Annotated in this window: 24 protein-coding genes; all 24 read right to left on the bottom strand. The window is 39.7% G+C overall.

The annotated features are described in order from the left end of the window. Positions 1-16 precede the first annotated feature (16 nt). The gene (locus HNR53_RS02265; RefSeq protein WP_184522299.1) at positions 17-379 is read right to left on the bottom strand and encodes a response regulator; all 363 of its coding nucleotides are present in this window, start codon (positions 377-379) and stop codon (positions 17-19) included. Positions 380-425: 46 nt separating this feature from the next. Beyond that, on the bottom strand, positions 426-1,730 hold the full coding sequence (gene fliY, locus HNR53_RS02260; protein ID WP_184522296.1) for a flagellar motor switch phosphatase FliY: 1,305 nt from the start codon (positions 1,728-1,730) through the stop codon (positions 426-428). Then, positions 1,720-2,718 (bottom strand): flagellar motor switch protein FliM, encoded by a 999-nt coding sequence (gene fliM, locus HNR53_RS02255; RefSeq protein WP_184522292.1) that lies wholly within the window; start codon positions 2,716-2,718, stop codon positions 1,720-1,722. Before fliM ends, fliY begins: the two co-directional genes overlap by 11 nt. A gap of 39 nt (positions 2,719-2,757) precedes the next feature. Further along, positions 2,758-3,183, bottom strand: a complete 426-nt coding sequence (fliL, locus tag HNR53_RS02250) for a flagellar basal body-associated protein FliL (RefSeq protein WP_184522289.1) — start codon at positions 3,181-3,183, stop codon at positions 2,758-2,760. After that, positions 3,173-3,391 (bottom strand): flagellar FlbD family protein, encoded by a 219-nt coding sequence (locus HNR53_RS02245; RefSeq protein ID WP_184522286.1) that lies wholly within the window; start codon positions 3,389-3,391, stop codon positions 3,173-3,175. The genes fliL and HNR53_RS02245 overlap by 11 nt, the downstream gene beginning before the upstream one ends. Positions 3,392-3,516: 125 nt before the next feature. Beyond that, the gene (gene flgG / locus HNR53_RS02240) at positions 3,517-4,359 is read right to left on the bottom strand and encodes a flagellar basal body rod protein FlgG (protein ID WP_184522284.1); all 843 of its coding nucleotides are present in this window, start codon (positions 4,357-4,359) and stop codon (positions 3,517-3,519) included. Between the two features lie 75 nt (positions 4,360-4,434). Further along, positions 4,435-4,824, bottom strand: coding sequence for a TIGR02530 family flagellar biosynthesis protein (locus HNR53_RS02235; RefSeq protein WP_184522281.1), 390 nt, complete (start codon positions 4,822-4,824; stop codon positions 4,435-4,437). Positions 4,825-4,837: 13 nt separating this feature from the next. After that, positions 4,838-5,245, bottom strand: coding sequence for a flagellar hook assembly protein FlgD (flgD, locus tag HNR53_RS02230; RefSeq protein ID WP_184522278.1), 408 nt, complete (start codon positions 5,243-5,245; stop codon positions 4,838-4,840). 14 nt (positions 5,246-5,259) lie between these two features. After that, positions 5,260-6,765, bottom strand: a complete 1,506-nt coding sequence (locus HNR53_RS02225; protein WP_184522275.1) for a flagellar hook-length control protein FliK — start codon at positions 6,763-6,765, stop codon at positions 5,260-5,262. Positions 6,766-6,834: 69 nt separating this feature from the next. After that, positions 6,835-7,440, bottom strand: a complete 606-nt coding sequence (locus HNR53_RS02220) for a MotE family protein (protein ID WP_184522272.1) — start codon at positions 7,438-7,440, stop codon at positions 6,835-6,837. An 8-nt stretch (positions 7,441-7,448) separates the two neighbouring features. Continuing rightward, on the bottom strand, positions 7,449-7,892 hold the full coding sequence (gene fliJ / locus HNR53_RS02215) for a flagellar export protein FliJ (RefSeq protein WP_184522269.1): 444 nt from the start codon (positions 7,890-7,892) through the stop codon (positions 7,449-7,451). A gap of 4 nt (positions 7,893-7,896) precedes the next feature. After that, the gene (gene fliI / locus HNR53_RS02210; RefSeq protein WP_184522266.1) at positions 7,897-9,213 is read right to left on the bottom strand and encodes a flagellar protein export ATPase FliI; all 1,317 of its coding nucleotides are present in this window, start codon (positions 9,211-9,213) and stop codon (positions 7,897-7,899) included. After that, on the bottom strand, positions 9,210-9,971 hold the full coding sequence (gene fliH, locus HNR53_RS02205) for a flagellar assembly protein FliH (RefSeq protein WP_184522263.1): 762 nt from the start codon (positions 9,969-9,971) through the stop codon (positions 9,210-9,212). Before fliH ends, fliI begins: the two co-directional genes overlap by 4 nt. Further along, complete coding sequence (gene fliG / locus HNR53_RS02200; protein ID WP_184522260.1) at positions 9,964-10,980, bottom strand: flagellar motor switch protein FliG; 1,017 nt, start codon at positions 10,978-10,980, stop codon at positions 9,964-9,966. The genes fliH and fliG overlap by 8 nt, the downstream gene beginning before the upstream one ends. Positions 10,981-10,997: 17 nt before the next feature. Further along, on the bottom strand, positions 10,998-12,599 hold the full coding sequence (gene fliF, locus HNR53_RS02195) for a flagellar basal-body MS-ring/collar protein FliF (protein ID WP_184522257.1): 1,602 nt from the start codon (positions 12,597-12,599) through the stop codon (positions 10,998-11,000). A gap of 67 nt (positions 12,600-12,666) precedes the next feature. Beyond that, positions 12,667-12,930, bottom strand: coding sequence for a flagellar hook-basal body complex protein FliE (gene fliE, locus HNR53_RS02190; RefSeq protein ID WP_343065258.1), 264 nt, complete (start codon positions 12,928-12,930; stop codon positions 12,667-12,669). 56 nt (positions 12,931-12,986) lie between these two features. Continuing rightward, a complete protein-coding gene (gene flgC / locus HNR53_RS02185) occupies positions 12,987-13,445 on the bottom strand; it encodes a flagellar basal body rod protein FlgC (RefSeq protein ID WP_184522255.1) in 459 nt (152 codons plus the stop codon). Continuing rightward, positions 13,445-13,840, bottom strand: coding sequence for a flagellar basal body rod protein FlgB (gene flgB, locus HNR53_RS02180; RefSeq protein WP_184522252.1), 396 nt, complete (start codon positions 13,838-13,840; stop codon positions 13,445-13,447). The genes flgC and flgB overlap by 1 nt, the downstream gene beginning before the upstream one ends. A 463-nt stretch (positions 13,841-14,303) precedes the next feature. After that, entirely contained in the window at positions 14,304-15,083 is a 780-nt protein-coding gene (codY, locus tag HNR53_RS02175) for a GTP-sensing pleiotropic transcriptional regulator CodY (RefSeq protein ID WP_184522249.1), read from the bottom strand. A 108-nt stretch (positions 15,084-15,191) separates the two neighbouring features. Beyond that, entirely contained in the window at positions 15,192-16,598 is a 1,407-nt protein-coding gene (hslU, locus tag HNR53_RS02170) for an ATP-dependent protease ATPase subunit HslU (protein WP_184522246.1), read from the bottom strand. 17 nt (positions 16,599-16,615) lie between these two features. Further along, positions 16,616-17,158: an ATP-dependent protease subunit HslV gene (gene hslV / locus HNR53_RS02165; RefSeq protein ID WP_184522243.1), complete on the bottom strand. Its 543-nt coding sequence runs from the start codon at positions 17,156-17,158 to the stop codon at positions 16,616-16,618. A 58-nt stretch (positions 17,159-17,216) separates the two neighbouring features. Further along, positions 17,217-18,119 (bottom strand): tyrosine recombinase XerC, encoded by a 903-nt coding sequence (gene xerC / locus HNR53_RS02160; protein WP_184522240.1) that lies wholly within the window; start codon positions 18,117-18,119, stop codon positions 17,217-17,219. A 61-nt stretch (positions 18,120-18,180) separates the two neighbouring features. After that, on the bottom strand, positions 18,181-19,488 hold the full coding sequence (trmFO, locus tag HNR53_RS02155; RefSeq protein WP_184522238.1) for an FADH(2)-oxidizing methylenetetrahydrofolate--tRNA-(uracil(54)-C(5))-methyltransferase TrmFO: 1,308 nt from the start codon (positions 19,486-19,488) through the stop codon (positions 18,181-18,183). Positions 19,489-19,681: 193 nt separating this feature from the next. Continuing rightward, positions 19,682-21,760, bottom strand: a complete 2,079-nt coding sequence (gene topA, locus HNR53_RS02150; RefSeq protein ID WP_184522235.1) for a type I DNA topoisomerase — start codon at positions 21,758-21,760, stop codon at positions 19,682-19,684. Positions 21,761-22,114: the final 354 nt, after the last annotated feature.

The raw sequence follows: 22,114 nt of genomic DNA, 5'->3' as shown, positions 1-22,114 counted from the left end.
CTTCTATAATGAAATTCTATCCCAGCGTTTTCGAAATAGCTTCCAATACCCGATCAGACTGGAAGGGTTTTACGATAAAGTCCTTCGCTCCCGCCTGAATCGCATCAATAACCATTGCTTGCTGTCCCATAGCAGAACACATAATGACCTTGGCATTTGGATTCATTTGCCGAATCTCTTTTAATGCTGAGATTCCATCCATTTCAGGCATCGTTATATCCATTGTCACAAGATCAGGCTGTAATTCACGGTATTTTTCTACGGCCTGATTTCCATCGGCTGCTTCTCCTACTACTTCATAGCCATTTTTACTTAAAATATCTTTAATCATCATTCTCATAAAAGCTGCATCATCCACAATTAAAATTCTGTTTCCCATTTTCTTCAGTCCTCCATAAAATACAAGTCTTGTCAAAAGGATTGTATTACTTTAATTGATGAATGCGGTCTGATTTACTGATAATGTCAGTTACCCGGACACCAAAATTCTCATCAATAACCACCACTTCACCTTTAGCAATTAATCTGCTGTTAACATAAATATCGACCGGTTCTCCAGCAAGTTTATCCAATTCAATAATCGATCCTTGAGTTAAATTCAGAATTTCTTTCACAGACCTTTTGGTTCTCCCCAGCTCAACAGTTACTTGTAACGGGATATCGAGAAGCATCTCCAGATTGCGTGCTTCTGTCTCTTGAAGCGGATAGGATTCAAAATTCGAGAATACGGCTGGTTGAATAACCGGCTGTGCCCCTTCAGTGAATGCGTAGCCTGAACCAAGATGCTGTGAACCGGAATTCCTTCTAAGCTCTTCCTGTGACGGGATGGTCTGATGATGATGATTCATACGGAAAGGCTCCTCGGGATACGAAACATTCTGCACAGGAGGATTTGCTTTCGCATGATTCACTGTACTGTTCATCCCGTTGTTTTGCTGCTGTACTTGCTTTTCCTGAAAATGGGGATTTTCCGTTTGTGGCGGATTCGCAGCTTGATTTATGCTCTGACTGCCACTTACAGGAATGTTGTTGTCAGTAATAGGATTTAGCAATTCACCTGCTAAACCTTTCGCAAACTCAATCGGCAGAAGCTGCATAATACTTGAATCTATCAACTCCCCAATTTTTAATCGGAACGATATTTTTACAAGCATATCATCATTTGGAATCTTATCTGTGCCTTCTCCTTGGCGCATATCAAGAACGTCAATAGAAGGTGGGGAAATGTCCACTCTTTTATTGAAAATCGTAGACATGGAAGTTGCCGCCGATCCCATCATTTGATTCATCGCTTCCTGAACAGCACTCAACTGGATTTCCCCCAGCAATTCGGTTGAGATACGTCCATCTCCCCCTAACATGAGATCAGCGATAATCGCTGCATCCTTCTGCTCAATCACTAATAAATTAGCGCCTGAGAATCCCTCTGTATAACTGACCTGTATGGCGACATATGGATGCGGGAATTCTTCACGTAATTTACTTTTTAAAATCACTGATACGGTCGGCGTCGTAATCTCGACCTTTTGATTCAGCAGTGTCGATAATGCCGTTGCAGAACTGCCAAATGAAATATTCCCTATCTCCCCTAATGTATCTTTCTCCATCAAAGAGAGGTAATCTTCCACCTCTAAGTTTTGCACTGCTTCATCGTTACTATCGCCAGTATCTATCGCACCTCTTAATAATGCATCTATTTCATCTTGCGAGAGCATACCATCACTCATCATGGCCACCCCTCCCCTTCCAACTATCTAATACTTGAACGGCTAACTTTTTATTCGCCTTTCCCGGCTGCCCGACAAATTTAGGCACATTTCCTACTTTTACAATCAGCGGTTTATCGATTGATTGATTTAATTCGATGACATCTCCGGCATCAAGGACCAAGAAATCCTGCACGGAGATATTTGATGTACCCAGTTCTACTGAAATTGGCAGCATAGCCTGTTGGATTTGGCTTTCAAGCCGCTTGCTTTCTTCGGGCGATCTCGTTTTATTTTCATGCTGCATCCAGTAGTGACCAGAAAGCTTAGGGATAATGGGTTCCAGTACAACGTGGGGAATGCAGATATTGATCATCCCTCTAGTCTCTGCGATCATCGTATTGAGCGCGATCACTACAACCGTTTCGTTAGGTGATACCATTTGCAGAAACTGAGGATTGACTTCAAACTCTGACAACACAGGATCAATGTCAGTAATGGTTTCCCAAGCCTCACTCATATACTCACATGCTTTTTCAAACATCGAGGACATAATTTTTGTTTCAATTTCAGTTAAATTGGTGATTTTATTGATGCTTTCTCCCTTGCCGCCCATCATCCGATCCATCATGGCATAGGCTACATTAGGGTTAACCTCCATAATGACTCTTCCTTCTAATGGCGGAACCTCAAACACATTTAAAATGGTCATTTTAGGTATCGAACGAATGAATTCCTCATAAGGGATTTGATCGGCTGTTGCGACACTTATTTGCACGTAAGTTCTCAGCTGAGCTGAGAAATAAGTGGTCAAAAGTCTGGCAAAATTTTCATGAATTCTTGTTAAACTTCGGATTTGATCCTTTGAAAAACGGAGAGCGCGTTTAAAATCATAAATTTTAACCCGTTTTTCCATCTGTTCCTTTTTCAACTCATCAGCGTCCATCTCACCAGTGGATAAAGCTGATAAAAGGGCATCTATTTCACTTTGGGAAAGAACATCTCCAGACAACTTCCTCACCCCCCGTTGTTAGTCTATCCATTATTTTTGTTATTGGAGGATGAACTGTGTGATATAGACCTTTTCAACCTTGCCCTCCTGCATAATTTCATTAATTTGTGTTTTTAACTCTTCCTCAAACTGCTTTTGCCCTTCTCTGCCTTTAATATTTTCGGCTGTTTTATCAGAGAGTTCCAGGATGATAATGTTATTCACTTGAAACATTCTTTGTTCAAGTTCTTTTTTTGCCTTTTTACTGTCCGTTTGGATTTTAAAACTTATGCGGACAAATCCGTCACTGGCAAGATTAGTCGTAATCTCAGGGATATCGACAGAAACATCCAGCACTTGTTCAATGGACGGTTCGCTTCCCGGTTCTTGGTTTGTGTACTTCAAGACATACACCAAGGCAACAGCACCTGCAAGGGCAATTGCTACAAGTAAAATCATCATAAGCATGACAAGTTTATTCTTCATTCTCATTCCCCCCTACCTGTTGTCCTAGAAGATTCACCGTGTGATAGAAAGCGGAAATACGCTCCAGTACTTGAGTTTCACTTTCTTTAACTATGTATTTTTTACCATTTGTTAAGGTAATCGTTGTATCTGGAAAGCTTTCGATGGTTTCAATGTATAACGCATTAATTATAAAGGGTTTTCCGTTTAATCGCGATACTTTTATCACTGTTAATTTTTAGAGGCTAAAGTCTCGATCACACCATAAAACGCCATTTATCCGTGAAAAAAGATTCAGATTACACAGCATCTAAGCCTATCACATCCGATACTTTAGCCTCCTACCTCCCTACCCTATCGTTTTAAATTGACTAATTCCTGCAGAATTTCGTCAGAGGTTGTAATGATTCTTGTATTAGCCTGGAAGCCGCGCTGTGCGACAATCATTTCTGTGAATTCTTCAGATAGGTCGACGTTGGACATCTCCAGGAAACCGGAAGCAATACTTCCTTTACCAGCATTTCCGACAACTCCGATATCTGGTTCACCGGAGTTATTTGATTTTTGGTAGGTATTATTTCCAACTTTCTCCAATCCTGATGAATTACTAAATGTTGCTAAGGCAATTTGAGGACTATTTGCAACTGGTGCACCAGTTGAATCAATTACATTAATTTTCCCATTAGAGTCAATACTAAAGCTAGAGATATTACCTGCAGTCGGATCATATACCTGAATAGCATTAGTATTTTTAGCTACTGTGTCACCTACTACAGTAGCAGAAGACAGAACATATAATCCATCTGCGTTTACGAGATAACCATCCTGATCAATATAAAAGTTGCCTGAACGAGTATACTGAAATGACTCACTTCCTTCTTCACCCAATATAAAGTACCCGTCACCTTCAATCCCTAAATCCAATGTACGCCCTGTTGTCTGCAGGTTGGAATTTGTATGGACCGTATCAACGGTAGCCAATGCAGATCCAAGTCCCACCTGCACGGCATTTTTTCCTCCGGTTGTTAGTCCAGACTCACTTGCATTGGAAATAGTTTGGTTTAACGCATCCTTAAACGTTGCTCTTCCTTTTTTAAAGCCGAAGGTATTAACATTGGCGATATTATTTCCGATTACATCGAGTTTCGTTTGAAAGTTTTTCATTCCGCTTATTCCAGAATACATGGATCTTAACATTGTTATTTCCCCTTTCCATTTTTGCTGCATCAGTCGGTCAGCAGCTGCTCAGGCTTCCATTTGAGGTCCGGCCTGTTAGTCCATTAAAATCGTTCCATTGATATTGGTAAAAATATGTGCTGATGCTTCGGCCCTGTTCATTGCCGTAATCACTGTCTCATTTTTAGCACTGACAATTAACGCTGCATTGTCTAATAACACAAGGGAATCGTTCACACCCATTTTTTTTGCCTCTCTGACTTTCTCTCCGATTTGTTCCCATCTGGAGGCATTGATCTGAATTCCTCTTTGCTCCAGCCGTTCTTTAGCATGTCTGGATAGGGTTAAACCTTCCTCCTTATCCAGCGCTGTTTGCAGTGCAGCAGCAAAGTTTGATCGCTGTCCCTGTGTGATCTTCTGCGCTGTCTTAAACTCTCCGGGAATAAAAGGTTGTGTTGTTACCGGATGATAGTTAAAAGCATTCATTCCACCAACCTCCTTATTGGGAAATTTTAATGATTTGCGAAGATGATAATATCGTGTTTGCTGTATCATCTAAGTGGAAGGATGTTTTTCCATTTTTAAAGGAGACGGAATCCACCGCTGCTGATACTTCTTCATGTTCTTCATTTAGATAGGTCACCTTTTTCCCTATCATCATACCTGCCTGCATCATTGCCGACTTTTCTATAGCGTTATTGATATTTGTCATTTGTTCTAAAGAAGAAAAATTCGCCATTTGCGCAATAAAATCTGTATCCTTCAATGAATTAGTCGGATCTTGATTTTGCAGCTGTGTGATTAATAGCTTCAGAAAATCATCTTTCCCTAAATCATTAGAACCGGTCTTGCTTTTTGCTTCCTTATAAGTGGAAAGCAATAAGGATGTATCAATCGTATTCGCCATTCATTTCACCCCCTTTATACTTCTGTACTAATTAATGCTTCTGCAAATGAATGGGAAAATTCTTCAGGCTGCTGCTCTTTTTGCTTCTTATTTTCCTGCTGCTCTTTGTTTCCCTGCTGTGAATCCTTATGTAAAAACCGCTCCTGCTGATTGGACTGCATCGTTATTTCAATTTTATCTAACTGTATATTTTGCGCACCAAAGGCATTTTTCAAGCTTTGCAGCTGTGATTCCAGCAAATCCTTAGCTTGGCTTGAGACGGCTGTAATTCTTGCTATTATCGCAGAGTCTTTTTGCATGAGTTCAATCTTCAGCATTCCCAGGTGTTCAGGATTCAGTTTGATAAACATACGCTGTGTATTTCCGATTTTCACCATCTGACTGTTCGCGAGAATTTTTTCAAACTGTGAAATCAGCTGCTCGGAGGAAACTGGCTGACCCGATTTCTCCATCATTAAAACCAGTTGTTCACTTTTAGCCATTTGTTGAAACTGAAGCAGACCGCTGCTATTGGAGTCGGTGGATAAACTGCCCGGGTTTACTGAAGGATTTTCGCCCATTGGTTCTTCACCCGTGCTCACTCGTGAAATATAAGGTGAATGTGTTTGCATAAACGATAACGTTCCTTGTTTTGCTTCTTTAAGTACCGGTGTAAAAATCTGCTTCAGGAATTCTCTCCGGTTTGCTGTGTTATCTTCCTTTACTATTCCATTTAAGGACAATTCGACTTTTTCCAATAAAGCGTTGAGAGCCTTCTTTTCACTTTCGGATGATTCGTACTTAGACATAAGTTGCATGAGCTTAAGTGAATGTATAGCATTAGCAGCGTTTTTGTTTAGCGAAATGGTTACTTGATCCATATTCAAACTTTGCAGCAATTGCGCAAATGCGGCAAAAGCTGCCTGAACATCCCCTTGAGAAAAGGCTATTTTCAAATCGGCAAGAACCTTTTTAACATTTCCCTCCTCTATCTGTTCAGTGTTTATCTTTGGTAAAGATGAAGAAAGAGTATGAAGTAATTCTTGTCCGCTTTGCGGCACTAAAGACTGGATGAAATTGATTTGTTCAAAATCAGCTCCAGAAAGCATGTGCTGATTGTATGGATTTAGCTCCTCATTTGTTCCTGCAAGAGTATTTCGCCAAGCTTCCTCTTCCAGCTGTCCAGGATTGATCCCCGCCATTAAGGAAGATAAGGAAGAAAGTAAATCTTGATCGCTCAGCTGCAAATACTCTTTAATGAAGCTAGTCTTATCTAGTTCAAAGTTAGACAGCATTTGCTGGAATATTTCAGGTCCATTCTCCAGTTCAGCGATATCCGCCGCCTGCAGCAATTGCAACAGCTCCATCATTTCCTCATTCGATAAACTTTCGTCTTCTGTAATGGATTGGTTTTGTCCGGCAGACTTAATTCTATCCATTTGTCCCGATAAAAGATTAACAAACCCTCCCGTCTGGGGTGTCTGTTGCTTTCCCCGCTCGATACACATTATCTGAACTGCGCCTAATGACGTTATTTGCATTCCTTTCACCCCCTTTCAAGCAATCCGTTTTTTTCTTCGTTTCATTTTTTTTAGAAAACGATCTCATGTTCACTCAACATTTTTATCACTATTCTGGCTCAATAATGAAGTATACTTGGCTGCTTGAGCAGGAATCATTTGTTCCATAATAGCGGCTAGAGTGTCTGATGTTAGTTGAGATAGAATTTCCAAAGCCTCTTTATCATTCATCTGTGTAATAATGGGTGCGGCCTTTTTAGCCGACATCGTTTCATATGTTTTGACAATGTCTTTGAATTCACGTTTGTTTTCTGTCTGTATCGCGACTAAACTGTCTATTTCTTTCTCCAATTGTTTTCTTTCTAATTCAAGCTTTTCAATTTGTCTGTCTTTCGTATCAACTTTTGCTTGCAATTCAGCAATGGACGATTCCTTAACCTTTATTTCAGCCCGTAATTCCGTTAATTGCTGTTCAACTATTTCGATTTTTTTCTCGTCTCCATGTTTGCCGGAAGAAAGAAAAGGTATATGTTCACTGTATTCTTTTGCTTTGTCTACTACATTGACTCCTGCAACTGTTGCCACAATCAAAGCCACAGCAAGGGCAAAAATGGAGGGGATAATAATCACCATAAAAAACCATTGGAGTTTACTATAATATTTCTCTTCTGCTTCTTCCTGCAATTTCTCTTCCATGTAAACACCTATACTCCCCGATGGACAAATTGCTGAATTGAAATATCATCCATTACTTTTGCCTCATCCTGCTTCAACAGATCTAAAAACTCTATTTTATCTTTTTCTTTAATTTTCACGTATTTCTTTACTTCAATATTTTTTTGCAGAAGTTTCTCTTGATTAAAAGTCATATGATTCCTGGCATTCATAACCATCTTCTGATATTGATCGATGGACTTTTGCAGATTGGCAATAAATTGCTGATGGTGTCTTATTTCTTGAACAGGGAGACCTTCGCTTAATCTTCTCGATTGATATTCCTCTAAATCTTCTTTTCGCTTCATTAATTCATATAATTTTTCTGCTGTTTGCTCAAATCTTTTTACAGATTCGTTGTATATAGAAAGGGCTTCATCTTTTTCCCGCTCTTTTAAAGTCATGATTTTTTCAAACTTAAATTGGTACGCCATGAACTTAGTCCCCTTTCCCGATTAATGCAAATAATGAGTTAATACTCTCCAGCATCGTCATCTTTTCTTGCGTCCCCTGCTTCAAAAAAGAAATAATCTGCGGGTACAATTGAATAGCCTCATCTATTTCTCTTGAAGAGCCTTTCTTATAGGCACCAATATTGATTAAATCCTCTGAATTATAATAAGTACTGAGTCTCTCCCTTAATCTCTCAGCTGCTTTCACATGACTTGAACCGGCAATGTTATTCATGACCCTGCTTACACTTTTTAAGACGTTAACGGCAGGATACTGCCCTCTATTAGCCAAACTGCGATCAAGAACAAAGTGACCGTCTAAAATCCCCCGGACTGTATCCGCAATCGGTTCATTCATATCATCGCCATCTACTAGTACCGTATAAAATGCAGTGATGGATCCAAGTTCATTGGTTCCTGTCCGTTCTAACAGCTTAGGCAGAATGGCAAAAACAGACGGCGTATATCCTTTTGTTGTCGGCGGTTCGCCAATGGCAAGGCCGACTTCCCGTTGTGCCATCGCGACCCTTGTGACCGAATCCATCATCATCATGACATTCATACCTTTATCACGAAAATATTCTGCAATCGCAGTAGCGGCAAAAGCTCCTTTTATCCGCATCAAAGCGGGCTGATCCGATGTAGCAACTACTACTATTGAACGTTTTAGTCCTTCTGCTCCCAAGTCTTTTTCAATAAATTCCCTAACTTCTCTTCCTCGTTCACCAATTAGCGCAATCACATTTAAATCGGCTGTCGTATTGCGTGCGACCATACCAAGAAGTGTGCTTTTCCCAACACCGCTTCCCGCAAAAATTCCAACACGCTGACCGTTTCCTACTGTCAATAAACTATCAATAAGCCGGACTCCTACCTCAATCGGTTCTGATATTGGAGGTCTTTTTAACGGATTTGGAGGGGATTGATCTGTAGGGACTGACAATAGTCCTTTTGGTAAATAAGACCCATCCAATGGCTGTCCAAGCGCATCCACAACACTCCCTATAAGGGCCGGTCCCACTTTTATTTCCAGCGGTTTTAATGTCGCTTCTACAAGGCTTCCAGGGGCAATGTCATTGACTGAAGTGTACGGCATTAAGATGACATTTTCTTCACGGAAACCAACTACTTCCGCTTGAATCACCCTTTTCTTTCTTTGCCCTATATGAATCAAACACAAATCACCGATTGAACTTTCAGGTCCCTGTGATTCAATCATTAGACCAATTACCTGTTTCACCCTGCCGTATCTTTTAAATGAGTCTATTTCATCAATCTCTTCAAGAAGCTGATCCGCTTTCATGGTGTTTCACTCTCAAGTAATTCTGTTAGGATTTTTTTGATTTCAGATAATTGTGTATCAACACCTGCATCAATTCTGCCCGTTTCTGACTCTATGATACAGCCCCCGACAGTCATTTCTTCATCAGGATAGATAAATAGATTTGTTTCATGTGAAAAGATAGATAGAAGTTCTTCCTTTTGCGATAGAACAAATTCATAGGATTGCGGATGAACGTGCAGCCGGATATTATGACATTCTTTTGCTTCTTTTAATGCCCTACTTACCAGAGTCAAGAAATAATCATCATCTTCTATTTTGTGTGCCATTATTTTTCCGGCAATTTTGACACCAATGTCTAAAATAACCTTTTCCGAAGCTTCAAGATACGCTGTATAATCCTTTTTCGCCGCTTCAATGATTTGCCTGGCCTCCTGGATTAACCCGCGATATTCTGCATATCCCTGCTGCTGACCCTCATTCCAGCCATTCTGGTAGCCTGCTTCTTTAGCAGCGCTTGCCAGTGCCTCTTTCTCCTCCGACCAAGAATGACGCTGCCGGCTTATTTCTTCCATCACCTTTTCATAATCCCTTTTTGCCTGGGCAATGATATGTTCTGCTTCTCTTCTGGCTTCATTCAATAAGTCATCGGGTGAACGACGCTGTTCTTCAGCCTGTTCATGTACTTCCTGGTCAGAGAATCCAATCATTTTAATGGTAATGACCTTCTTCCCAGGCTGTTCAAGTGTTTGTCTTATCGGTTTAATAAGCCTAGACAATGATATCATCTCCTCCACCGCGGGCTATGACGATTTCACCAGATTCTTCTAAGCGGCGAATAACGGCCACTATCCTGGATTGAGCATCTTCTACGTCACGCAAACGTACAGGACCCATATACTCTAGCTCTTCTTTGAAGGTTTCAACCATACGGGACGACATATTTTTAAAGATAATTTCCTTCACTTCTTCACTGGAAACCTTTAAGGATAATAATAGATCTTCATTTTCACAATCACGGATAATTCGCTGGATTCCCCGATTATCTAACGTCACAATATCTTCAAAGACAAACATCCTCTTTTTAATTTCTTCAGCAAGTTCCGGATCCTGTATTTCCAGGGCGTCCAAAATGGTTCGTTCAGTAGTTCTGTCAACGCCATTCAGAACTTCTACGACTGCCTCAATGCCGCCTGTTTGCGTATAATCCTGCGAAACAGTTGCCGATAGCTTTCGTTCCAATATCTGTTCCACTTCATTGATAATTTCCGGTGCTGTGCTATCCATGACCGCTATCCTTCTGGCAATATCCGCCTGCATTTCCTGAGGCAGTTCAGAGAGAATTTGTCCAGCCTGCGGAGCATCCAAATAAGAAAGGATAAGTGCAATAGTCTGAGGATGCTCATTTTGAATAAAGTTAAAGATTTGCGTTGGATCCGCTTTTCGGGCAAAGTCAAAAGGACGTATTTGTAATGAAGACGTAAGCCGGTTTAAGATAACGGAGGCTTGTTCTTCACCAAGAGCTTTTTCCAGCACTGTTTTGGCATAACCAATACCGCCTTGAGCAATATAGTCCTGTGCCAAAGCAATTTGATGAAATTCTTCCACAACATCTTCTTTTGCCTGTGAATTTACTTTTTTTACACCGGAAATCTCTAAAGTAAGTTTTTCAATTTCCTCTTCACTTAAATGCTTATAAACAGATGCTGAAACATCTGGACCAAGGGAGATAAGCAGAATGGCTGCCTTTTGCTTCCCGCTTAATTCCTTTTGATCTTTCCTTACCAACCTTAACCACCTCTTAATTAATCGTCAGCAATCCACGTCCGTAACAGCTTAGCAAATTCCTCCGGTTTTTCTTTAGCCATTTTTTCTAATTGCTTTTTCCTGATACTGTTTTCTGTTTCACGGTCATCATTGACATCCGGAATATCAGGCAGCTGTCCCAAATCTTCATAAACTTCTTCATCTTCCTCAACATATTTTCTACGTGAGCGAAGCCACATAAAGGCTAGTACTCCTAATACTGCAATCACAGCCCCGCCTATTGCATAAAGCCACCAAGGGACTGCAGAGGAGTCAGCCTGATTATCAAGCGCCATTTTCCCATTAAACGGTTGAACCGTAATGGCGATTTTCTGTTTAATATCTTCATCGGTTAATTGAGTATTTTCATCTTTATCAATCGAAGTTCTAACAATGGTAGAAAGGATATTCTCGATATCATCGACCCGCGCCTGCGGCAGTGAATTTTCATTATTTGCTTTAGGAGGCTCCACCATAACCTGAATTCCGAGATCCCTTATCTTATAAGGGCTTTCGACGATTTCTTTGCGAATTCGATTTACTTCATAGTTAATCGTGTCGTCGACTTTTTCATAATCACCGTTCCCCGTTCCCGTGTCTCCTTTTAAATATTGGGAATCTGCAGTATCAGCAGGGGTTTCTGTTTGCGGTGGACCGCCGGCTTGAGCGTTTTCTCCAGTAAATGTTTCCGAAATTTTTTGCGCGCTGATCGCAATGCCTTCCATATTTTCTTTATCCACTGGTGTCACGAGATTTTCCTCACGGTTTTCCTGGGTAAAATCAATATCAGCCGTAACACTCACTACTACTTTATCCTGCCCCATCAGCGTCCCCAGCATATTTTGAACCTGCCGCTGCACATCACGTTCTATTTCTTTTTTTATCCCTTGTTGATTCGCGTAAACTGAACCAGTTAGATTATTGTTATTTTCCAGATCAAAATACTCAAAGTTCTGGTTCATGATGACGATATTATCTGTGGGCAGATTGGGAACACTTTTAGAGACCAATTGATAAAGAGCTTTTATCTGATTATGTTCAAATTGGTAGCCCGGTTTTGTATTAAGGACAATGGACGCTGATGCTTCCTGGGTCTGATCACTGACGAATATTCCTGTTTGCGGAAGATTAATCATAACCTTTGCATCAGTAATCCCATCAATTCCTTTTATCAAATTCGCTAATTCCGTCTGCATGGCATCAAGTTTTAACACCTTAAATTCATTTTCCGTTGTGCCGATTCCGGCATTTTGGCTGAAAAATGAATAATCAATACTCCCCGACTTTGGCAATCCTTCTGCGGCAAGCTCCACTTTCAACGTATCTGCCAGATCATCAGGAACCTTTATCGTTGTACCTCCATCAGCTATTTCCGATTCAATTCCCCTGCCATCCAGATTCTCTTTTATCGACCCTGTTTCAGAAGGTGTGAGGTTACTATATAGTGGAACCAGTGTTGTCCTTGTCATGAAGAAAGTAATCACTGCTGCAGCTATGATAATAAGTACAGATGAAGAAATCATCATGATGCGCTGTTTTATGGAACGGCTTGTCCAGTATTCTTTTATTGGTGATACAATTTTTTGTAACGACTCATTCATGATAATCCCCCGGTTATAGATCTGATTCGTTTGCAGCTAATAACCGCTGAACTCACCACACTCTCTCTTAAACTTGCATTCTCATCATTTCCTGATATGCTTCTACAGCTTTATTCCTTATTTCCAATGTTAATTGAGTTGTGATACTGGCTTTTTGTGCTGCAATCATTACCTGATGTAAATCAACTTCCTGTCCTGAGATTAGCTTTTCTGTTAATTTATCTGACTCTATCTGTGTTTGATTGACTTTCTCGATTGAATCCTTGAGAAAAGACGAGAAACTCTTTTGTGCTGCAAATGGACTAACAGCCGGCCCATTCGTTTTTTGTATATTTAATGAATTTGTTACTGGTGATAAAAAGATATGACTCAATTCTTATCCCGCCTTTACTTTCCAATTTCCAGTGCTTTCATCAGCATGCTTTTTGAAGCGTTGAATACTGTCACATTTGCTTCATAAGAGCGAGTTGCACTCATAAGATCGACCATTTCCTTTAACGGATCTACATTCGGCATTTGCACATACCCGTCTTCATTTGCATCCGGATGCTCCGGATCGTATACCATCTGAGGAGGTGTATCATCCTCAATAATTTTGGTCACTTTAACACCATTTCCTGCACCTTGATTTCCCCCAGTGTTCATTGCTTTTTGCAGCAGATTGGAAAATTGGCTTTCCTTTGGTTCCATGACCACCATTTTGCGGCTGTAAGGCATCCATTTCCCGTCCACTTGTTTCGCACGTGTCGTATCTGCATTGGCCATATTCGATGAAACGACGTCCATACGAAGCCGCTGAGCAGTCAATGCAGACGCGGTGGTATTCATACTATGAAAAATAGACATTACTTCCCACCTCTAATCACATTTTGCAAAGTCGAAAATTTCCCGCTTATTCTTTCAGTTAAGGCATTATAGTAGATTTGATTTGAAGCCAGATCAGCCATTTCCTGATCAATATCAACACTGTTTCCATTTTCGTTATAGGAAACCTGGTTTTTATTTTCAATCACTGCTGAAGCTGCAGAATGCTTTTGAAAAGCAAAATGCCTTTTATCAGTACGGTATGTATCAATTGTGTCTCCCAAAGCCTCTTGCAGGGCTGATTTGAAACTTACACCCTTCGCTTTATAATTTGGCGTATCAACGTTTGCAATATTTTGCGAGATCACTTTTTGTTTTGTTGACGAATAGTTGAGTGCATGTTCAAGGCTGGAAATCGTTCCCGAAAAAAGATTCATCAGTACACCTCTATATTAATATAATAATATATATGAATATTTTTGTAGAAAAATGCAGAATAAAGACGAATATATCATACAAATTAATTGTAATGAATTTGTAATTATATGTCTATGGCAGTTGCGTTGTTTTTACTATGACAATAGTACTGTTTTATCAAAAATAATGCTCTAACTTTACTATAACCCTTGATATAAGCAGATTTAAGAAAGTTTTTTCACTTAAATTACCAAAATACACTCTGATTATAACAAGCAAATTAGTCATTTAGACCCATTTAACTTATTGCTATTTTATTACATTTTTCATTTTAGGTAATAAATATTTCCTTATCAGACGATTTTTCTGTTTGTCGAATTTTATCGTTCTCTATACAGAACATATTATACTAATATACAGAACCCGCTTAAAAGGCAAAAAAAATAAGCTAACCATTTCTGGCTAGCCTTTATGAAAAAAGTTTTAGTTTGTTTTTAGCTTTTCTAATTCTAGTAAGAACTTATCATTTAATACTTTAATATAAGTTCCTTTCATTCCTAAAGAACGAGATTCAATAACGCCGGCACTTTCAAGTTTACGCAGGGCATTAACAATAACAGAACGGGTAATCCCAACTCGATCCGCAATTTTCGAAGCAACAAGCAGACCTTCATTTCCATTCAATTCTTCAAAAATGTGCTCAATAGCTTCCAGTTCACTGTATGATAATGAGCTGATTGCCATTTGTACAACCGCTTTGCTGCGGGCTTCCCCTTCAATTTCCCCTGCTTTCTCGTGCAGAATTTCCATTCCAACAACGGTTGCACCGTATTCTGCGAGAAGCAAATCATCATCATTAAATTGTGATTCTAATCTGGATAAAATTAATGTACCCAAACGATCTCCTCCGCCGCTAATTGGAACAACTGTTGTCAGACCAGAAGCAAAGAGTCCTTTATTTTCGGTTGGAAATGCTGAATATTCACTATCGATTCCAATATTAGGAGTCGTTTCATTTAAATTTAATAGGTTATTTGTATATTCTTCAGGGAATTGGCGGTCCTCAATCATTTTTTTCATTCGATCATTTTCCACTTGCTGATTTACCGCATAACCCAGTAATTTGCCGCGTCTGCTAAGAACAAATACATTGGAATCAATGACTTCACTCATTGTTTCAGCCATTTCCTTAAAGTTTACCGCTTTACCTGCTGTCTTTTGCAGCATGGCATTAATCTTTCTTGTTTTTGATAGTAAATCCATTCCTTTTTTCCTCCTATTTCTAGAGCCCCAAATATTATATATCTATTTTCTGCGTAATTACAGCCTTTTTAGAAAATTTTCTACCTTTTACTTACCATTATGACAAAATTATAAAATAAATTGACTTAAATCTTTATTTTTAGATATGGCATCCAGTTTTTCTTCTACATACTGAGGCGTAATCGTAATTTTCTCCAGTGTTATTTCTGGTGCTTCAAAGGATAAATCCTCGAGAAGCTTTTCTAAGATGGTATGCAATCTTCTTGCCCCAATATTATCTGTATTTTGGTTTACTTCAAAGGCTACTTCTGCTATCTTACGTATAGCATCGTCAGAAAATTCAATTTGTATACTTTCCGTTGCCAATAATGCCTGATATTGTTTAATTAGGGCATTATCTGGTTCGACTAAGATTTTAACAAAATCATCTGTCGTAAGTTTCGTTAATTCAACCCGAATTGGAAACCTGCCCTGTAATTCAGGAATCAAGTCAGACGGCTTCGCGATATGAAAGGCACCCGCAGCAATAAATAAAATATGATCGGTTTTAACTGAACCATATTTTGTTACAACAGTTGAACCCTCAACAACTGGCAGGATATCCCGCTGTACTCCCTCACGGGAAACATCAACTGATGAACCGCCGCTATTTTTGCTCGCTATTTTATCAATCTCATCTATGAAAATAATACCGGACTGCTCAGCCCTGGAAACTGCCTCCTGTGTTACTTCGTCCATATCAATCAGCTTTTGCGCTTCTTCTTGGGTAAGTATTTTACGGGCTTCCTGAACCGTTAATTTCCGCTTTTTCCGCTTTTTAGGAACCAGGCTTCCAAGCATATCCTGCATATTCAGTCCCATTTGTTCCATACCGGATCCTTGCAGCATGTCAAACATAGAAGGAGTCTGCTCCTCTACCTCAACAGTCACCAGCTCATTTTCTAATTCACCGAATGCCAGTTTTTCTTTTACGATCTTTCTTTTTTCCTGCTGGTTCTGATCATCTGATGAATTACTTTCCTGTGCATCCTGCCCATTTCCGCCCCCAAAAAGCATTTCCAACGGATTTTTCATCGCAGTGGCCTTTTTATTGGATGGAGCAAGCAAATCCACTAAACGGCGGTTTGCATTTGCCTCTGCAAGTTCTTTAACGCTAAGCATTTTTTCTTCCTTTACCAGTCGAACAGATGTTTCAACAAGATCTCTTACCATTGACTCAACATCACGACCGACGTAGCCGACTTCCGTAAATTTTGTCGCTTCCACTTTTACAAAAGGAGCCTGAACTAGCTTTGCTATCCGACGGGCAATCTCCGTTTTACCTACACCAGTCGGTCCGATCATTAATATGTTTTTCGGGCTTATTTCATCACGAATGTTTTCATCGAGCAAACTGCGGCGGTAACGATTGCGAAGCGCTACTGCAACTGCCTTTTTAGCATCCTTTTGGCCAATAATAAATTGATCTAGGCGCTCCACGATTTGTTTTGGGGTTAAAGTTAAACTCTTTGACATATCCATGGCTCCTCCCTCTACAGTTCTTCCACAATGATATTATTGTTCGTATAAACACAAATTTCAGAAGCAATTTCAAGGGAAGCTTTGGCAATTTCTTTCGCTGATAATTGATCTCCGGCAAATCGTTTTAAAGAACGTCCGGCCGCCAGCGCATAATTGCCGCCTGAACCAATGGTTAAAATACCATCATCCGGCTCAATGACTTCCCCGGTTCCTGAAATCAGCAAAAGATTATTCACATCCATGACAATAAGCATTGCCTCAAGCTGCCGTAATACTTTATCACTTCTCCAGAGTTTCGCCAATTCAACGGCAGCACGCTGCAGGTTGCCATTAAATTCCTCCAGTTTTCCTTCAAACAATTCAAATAAGGTAAAAGCATCGGCAACTGAACCAGCAAAACCTGCCACTACTCTTCCATTAAACAGCTTTCTGACTTTTCTTGCAGTATGTTTCATCACAACGGCATTCCCCATTGTTACTTGACCGTCACCAGCCATGGCACATTTCCCATTATGATGTATGGCAAATATGGTAGTTGCATGAAATTGACCCATCAAAGCTCCTCCTTTTCCGAACATTTATTTTAAGCCCAATAATTCTATCATTTCTTCATTATGCTCGCGGGTGGTGATTCATGTAGGACCTTCTTAAATATTCATTGGTTACATGTGTATAAACCTGTGTTGAGGAAAGATTAGCATGCCCTAACAGTTCTTGAACAGTTCTCATATCAGCCCCATTTTCAAGCAAATGGGTCGCAAAGGTGTGCCGCAGCATATGGGGATGTATTTTTCCTTTTAATGATGAATCCTCAATTATTTTATTTAAGATTACTCTTATCCCTCTGGCAGTTAATGGTCCACCGCGAAAATTCACAAAGAAAAAGTCATGGGAATCATGATTTTTCATTAATAGGCGACGTCCGTTTTGTATGTATTTTTCCAGGGCATCGTGTGCGAAAGAGCCGAAAGGAACATATCTTTCCTTTTGTCCTTTCCCATGAACGAGAATCGTGGACAAAAAGAAATCCACATCCTTTAAACGTAAACCGCTGCATTCACCTACACGAATTCCAGTTGCATATAATAACTCTAACAATGCGTAATTCCTTAACCCCAATGATGTATCCGTCTCGCAGGCTGCAAATAACTGCTTCATTTCGTCCCCATAAAAAAAATCAGGGAGTCTTTTTTCAATTTTTGGCATCGTTACAAGGGAAAAAGGATTGTCAGTCAGTAGTTTTTCCCTAAGCATATAGTTATAAAAACTCCGTAAACTGGATATTTTTCTGGACACTGTTTTCCTGGCCAGATTCTTTTTATAAAGTAAGGTTAAATAGATCCGAATATCGGCATAGGTAACTTCAGTGAGACTTGCAATCTTTTGCTCATTCATGAACAAAAAAAATTCATTGATATCATGCTGATAGGACTCAATTGTATATTGTGAATAATTTCTCTCAATTTGTAAATATTCAATAAATGATTTTAATAAAATGTTTACATCAATGTTCACTTGAGCTCCCCCCGCATGATACCATTATCATAACATAATCAAAGAGATTGCAACAACAAGATTACATACTGTTCACAAATTTCTGAATTGTATCCAATGCCCTTTTTGCATGCTGTTCATATCTTTCCTTTTTCCCTTTTATCCTTACAGGTAATTCAGGAAATAAGCCGAAGTTGGCATTCATCGGCTGAAAGTGCTTCGAATCTGCAGCCGTAATATATTTAGCCATGCTTCCCATAGATGTTTCTCCCGGAAACTCAAGCGGAGCTTTTCCTTGGACAAGCCGGGCCGCATTAATACCTGCTATCAAACCACTTGCTGCTGACTCAACATATCCTTCAACACCTGTCATTTGTCCAGCAAAGAATATCCGTTCCTCCGAATTTAACTGATAAGTAGCCTTTAAAGACTTTGGGGAATTGATAAACGTATTTCGATGCATCACACCGTAACGGACAACTTCAGCCTGTTCTAGTCCTGGTATCAGCTGCAGTACTTCCTTTTGTGCCCCCCATTTCAGATGCGTTTGAAAACCGACAATATTATATAAAGTTCCTACTGCATTATCCTGTCTCAGCTGCACAACGGCAAACGGTCTTTTCCCGGTTCGCGGGTCTTCCAGCCCGACCGGCTTCATTGGTCCAAAGAGCATGGTTTTTTTGCCGCGTTTAGCCATTACCTCTATCGGCATACAGCCTTCAAAATAGACTTCCTTTTCAAACTCTTTTAACTCTGCTGTTTCCGCAGTTATAAGGGCCTCATAAAAGCGATTAAATTCTTCTTCTGTCATCGGACAGTTTAAATATGCCGCTTCTCCCTTATCATAACGTGACTTTAAATAAACCTTATTCAAATCGATACTGCTTTTTTCAATAATAGGCGCGGCTGCATCGTAGAAATATAAATAGTCCTCTCCGATCAAATCCATGATTCTTTTTGACAGTTTTTCACTTGTTAATGGTCCAGAAGCAATGATGGTCACACCTTCTGGAATTTCTGTTACCTCTTCATTAATGACGGTTATGTTTGGATGACTTTTCAAACTTTCCGTAACACGTCCTGCAAATTCATGACGGTCTACTGCTAATGCACCTCCCGCTGGTACAGCACATTCATCGGCAGCACGAATAATGAGCGAATCAAGAATCCGCATTTCCTCTTTTAAAACCCCGACCGCGTTCGTGAGCGAATTGGCACGTAATGAATTGCTGCATACCAATTCAGCAAATTGCTCTGTATGATGTGCCGGCGTCTGTTTGACCGGTCTCATCTCATATAAACAGACCTTTATCCCTCTCTTAGCTAACTGCCAGGCCGCCTCACTTCCAGCCAGACCAGCACCTATGACTTTTACTGCATCATTTGCCATGAATAAACCTCCAAAAAATTCATCTAAAAACAATGAACTATATATCTTATGCTTTAACTATAACTCATACTAGTATTATTTTTCTCCCTATGCATTGTACATGATTCGACATAAAGAATAAAGATAAAAGGCAGTTTTTCCGCCAGTCTTGGAAAACTTTTCTCTGAAAAAAGAGTGAGCATGCTGCTCACCCTTAAGCTTGCGGTTCTTCTTTATAATCACATTCCACGCACTGAACTTGTACGCCTTTTTTCAATTTCTTTTCTACTAACAGAGATTCGCATTTAGGACAATTCCGCGGCAGCGGTTTATCCCAAGAAAGGAAATCACATTCAGGAAACTGATCACAGCCATAAAAAATCCGTCGTTTTTTACTTTTTCTTTCAATTATATTGCCTTCTTTACATTTCGGACATTTCACACCAATTTCTTTTACAATTGCTTTTGTATTACGGCACTCCGGAAAATTACTGCAAGCCATGAATTTTCCATAGCGGCCCATTTTATAAACCATTGGATTTCCACATTGTTCGCAGTCTTCTCCTGCTGGTTCATCCTTAATCTCTATCTGCTGCATTTCCTTTTCTGCTATTTCAAGTTTCTTTTCAAATCCCTGGTAAAATCCATCAATCGCCTGTACCCAATTGATTTTCCCTTCCTCAATGTAATCCAAATCCTGCTCCATCTTTGCGGTAAATTCGACATTAAGGATTTCGGGGAAGAATTCCATCATTAATTCAATAATAATTTCGCCAAGCTCAGTCGGTACAAAACGTTTGTTATCTAGTGATACATAACCTCTTTTTTGGATCGTATCGAGCGTCGGGGCAAATGTGGATGGACGGCCTATCCCAAGCTCTTCAAGTGTTTTGACCAGCCTCGCTTCTGTGTACCTTGGCGGTGGCTGTGTAAAATGCTGTTTCGGGTCAATATCTTTTTGGAATACTTCGTCTCCCTCATGCAAATCCGGCAAGAGACGATCCTTTTTTTCTTCTTCTCCGTCATCTGTTCCTTCAACATAGACCTTCATAAAACCGGGAAACTTTATTTTTGAACCGTTCGCCCTAAATAAGACTGAACCATTTCTTAAATCAACAGTCATCGTATCCATTACAGCTGCAGCCATTTGACTGGCCACAAACCTTTCCCAAACCAGTTTATAAAGCCTTAATTGGTCTCTTGAGAGAAATTCTTTTAAACTATTGGGTTCCTTTAGTGTACTTGTAGGTCTGATTGCTTCATGGGCATCCTGAGCATTAGTGTTTTTCTTTTCTTTCCGTTTCTCCTGCACGACATAATCTGCACCAAAGTTTGCCGCAATATATCCGGCAGCTTCTTCTCTAGCGATATCGGAAATACGAGTGGAATCAGTTCTCATATAGGTGATTAAACCGACAGTCCCTTCTTTTCCAAGATCAATCCCTTCGTAAAGCTGCTGTGCCAGCATCATCGTTTTCTTGGCCCGGAAATTCAGTTTTCTGGCTGCTTCCTGCTGCAGGGAAGAGGTTGTAAATGGAACAGCAGGGTTCCTCCGTCTTTCTCTCTTTGTAACGGATTCCACAATAAAGCGGTTACCTTCCATTTTAGCTAATACTTCTTTTACTTGCTCCTCTGAGGTTAACTCGCGTTTTTCTTTATCAATTCCATAAAAAAAGGCTTCAAAGCTTTCGGTTCCTTTCAAAAACTCCCCATTGATTGACCAGTATTCTTCCGGCTCAAATGCTTTAATTTCCTTTTCTCTATCGATGATTAAGCGGACGGCTACAGATTGTACTCTCCCAGCACTTAGTCCCTTCTTAACCTTCTTCCATAATAATGGGCTGATATTGTATCCAACGAGCCGATCTAGTATTCTCCGAGCCTGCTGTGCATCAACCAAATCCATATTGATCGGGCGCGGGTGTTTAAAGGACTCTTTAATAGCATCTTTTGTGATCTCGTTAAATACAACTCTGCAGTCCGAATGGACATCCAAATCCAAGCTGTTCGCTAAATGCCAGGCAATTGCTTCCCCTTCTCTATCGGGGTCGGCTGCGAGATAGATTTTTTTCGCTCTTTTTGCCGCTGTCTTTAAATCTTTTAGAATGGGTCCTTTTCCACGAATGGTAATATATTTTGGTTCAAAATGATTTTCTACATCAACACCCATTTGGCTTTTTGGTAAATCCCGAATATGTCCCATTGAAGCTTTCACTTTATATTTTTTTCCTAAATACTTCTCAATCGTCTTAGCCTTCGCCGGCGATTCAACGATTACAAGAAATTCCGACATGCAAAAAATCCTCCTTAAGAGGGATACTATCCACTTAATTTTTTCTTCTATTACTGTTCAGTTAAAATATTCATTATTATTGTCTATTTTTAATCCATCTGTCAAACAAAAAATGGGATGCCCCTCCATTTCAGGAATAGAAAACGTTTACATTCACTGATAAATTTCTGATATAATCATTCGAAATGAACGAAAATATGGTTTTCCTTATGGTATAAATAGCTAAACTTCTGTTGCAAAATGTATACCAAATTTAGTATTATTTCAACCTTTTTGTTGAATATTTCGTAAAATGTCAAAGAAAAGACAAGAGAAGTTTTTTATTTCATTATATATGAGAAGAATAAACTTCAT

It is taken from the genome of Bacillus benzoevorans (genome assembly GCF_014207535.1).
Taxonomy (GTDB): Bacteria; Bacillota; Bacilli; order Bacillales; family Cytobacillaceae; genus Bacillus_BD; species Bacillus_BD benzoevorans.
Note: the sequence above shows the minus strand (reverse complement) of the source record. Positions and strands in the feature narration are given on the sequence as shown.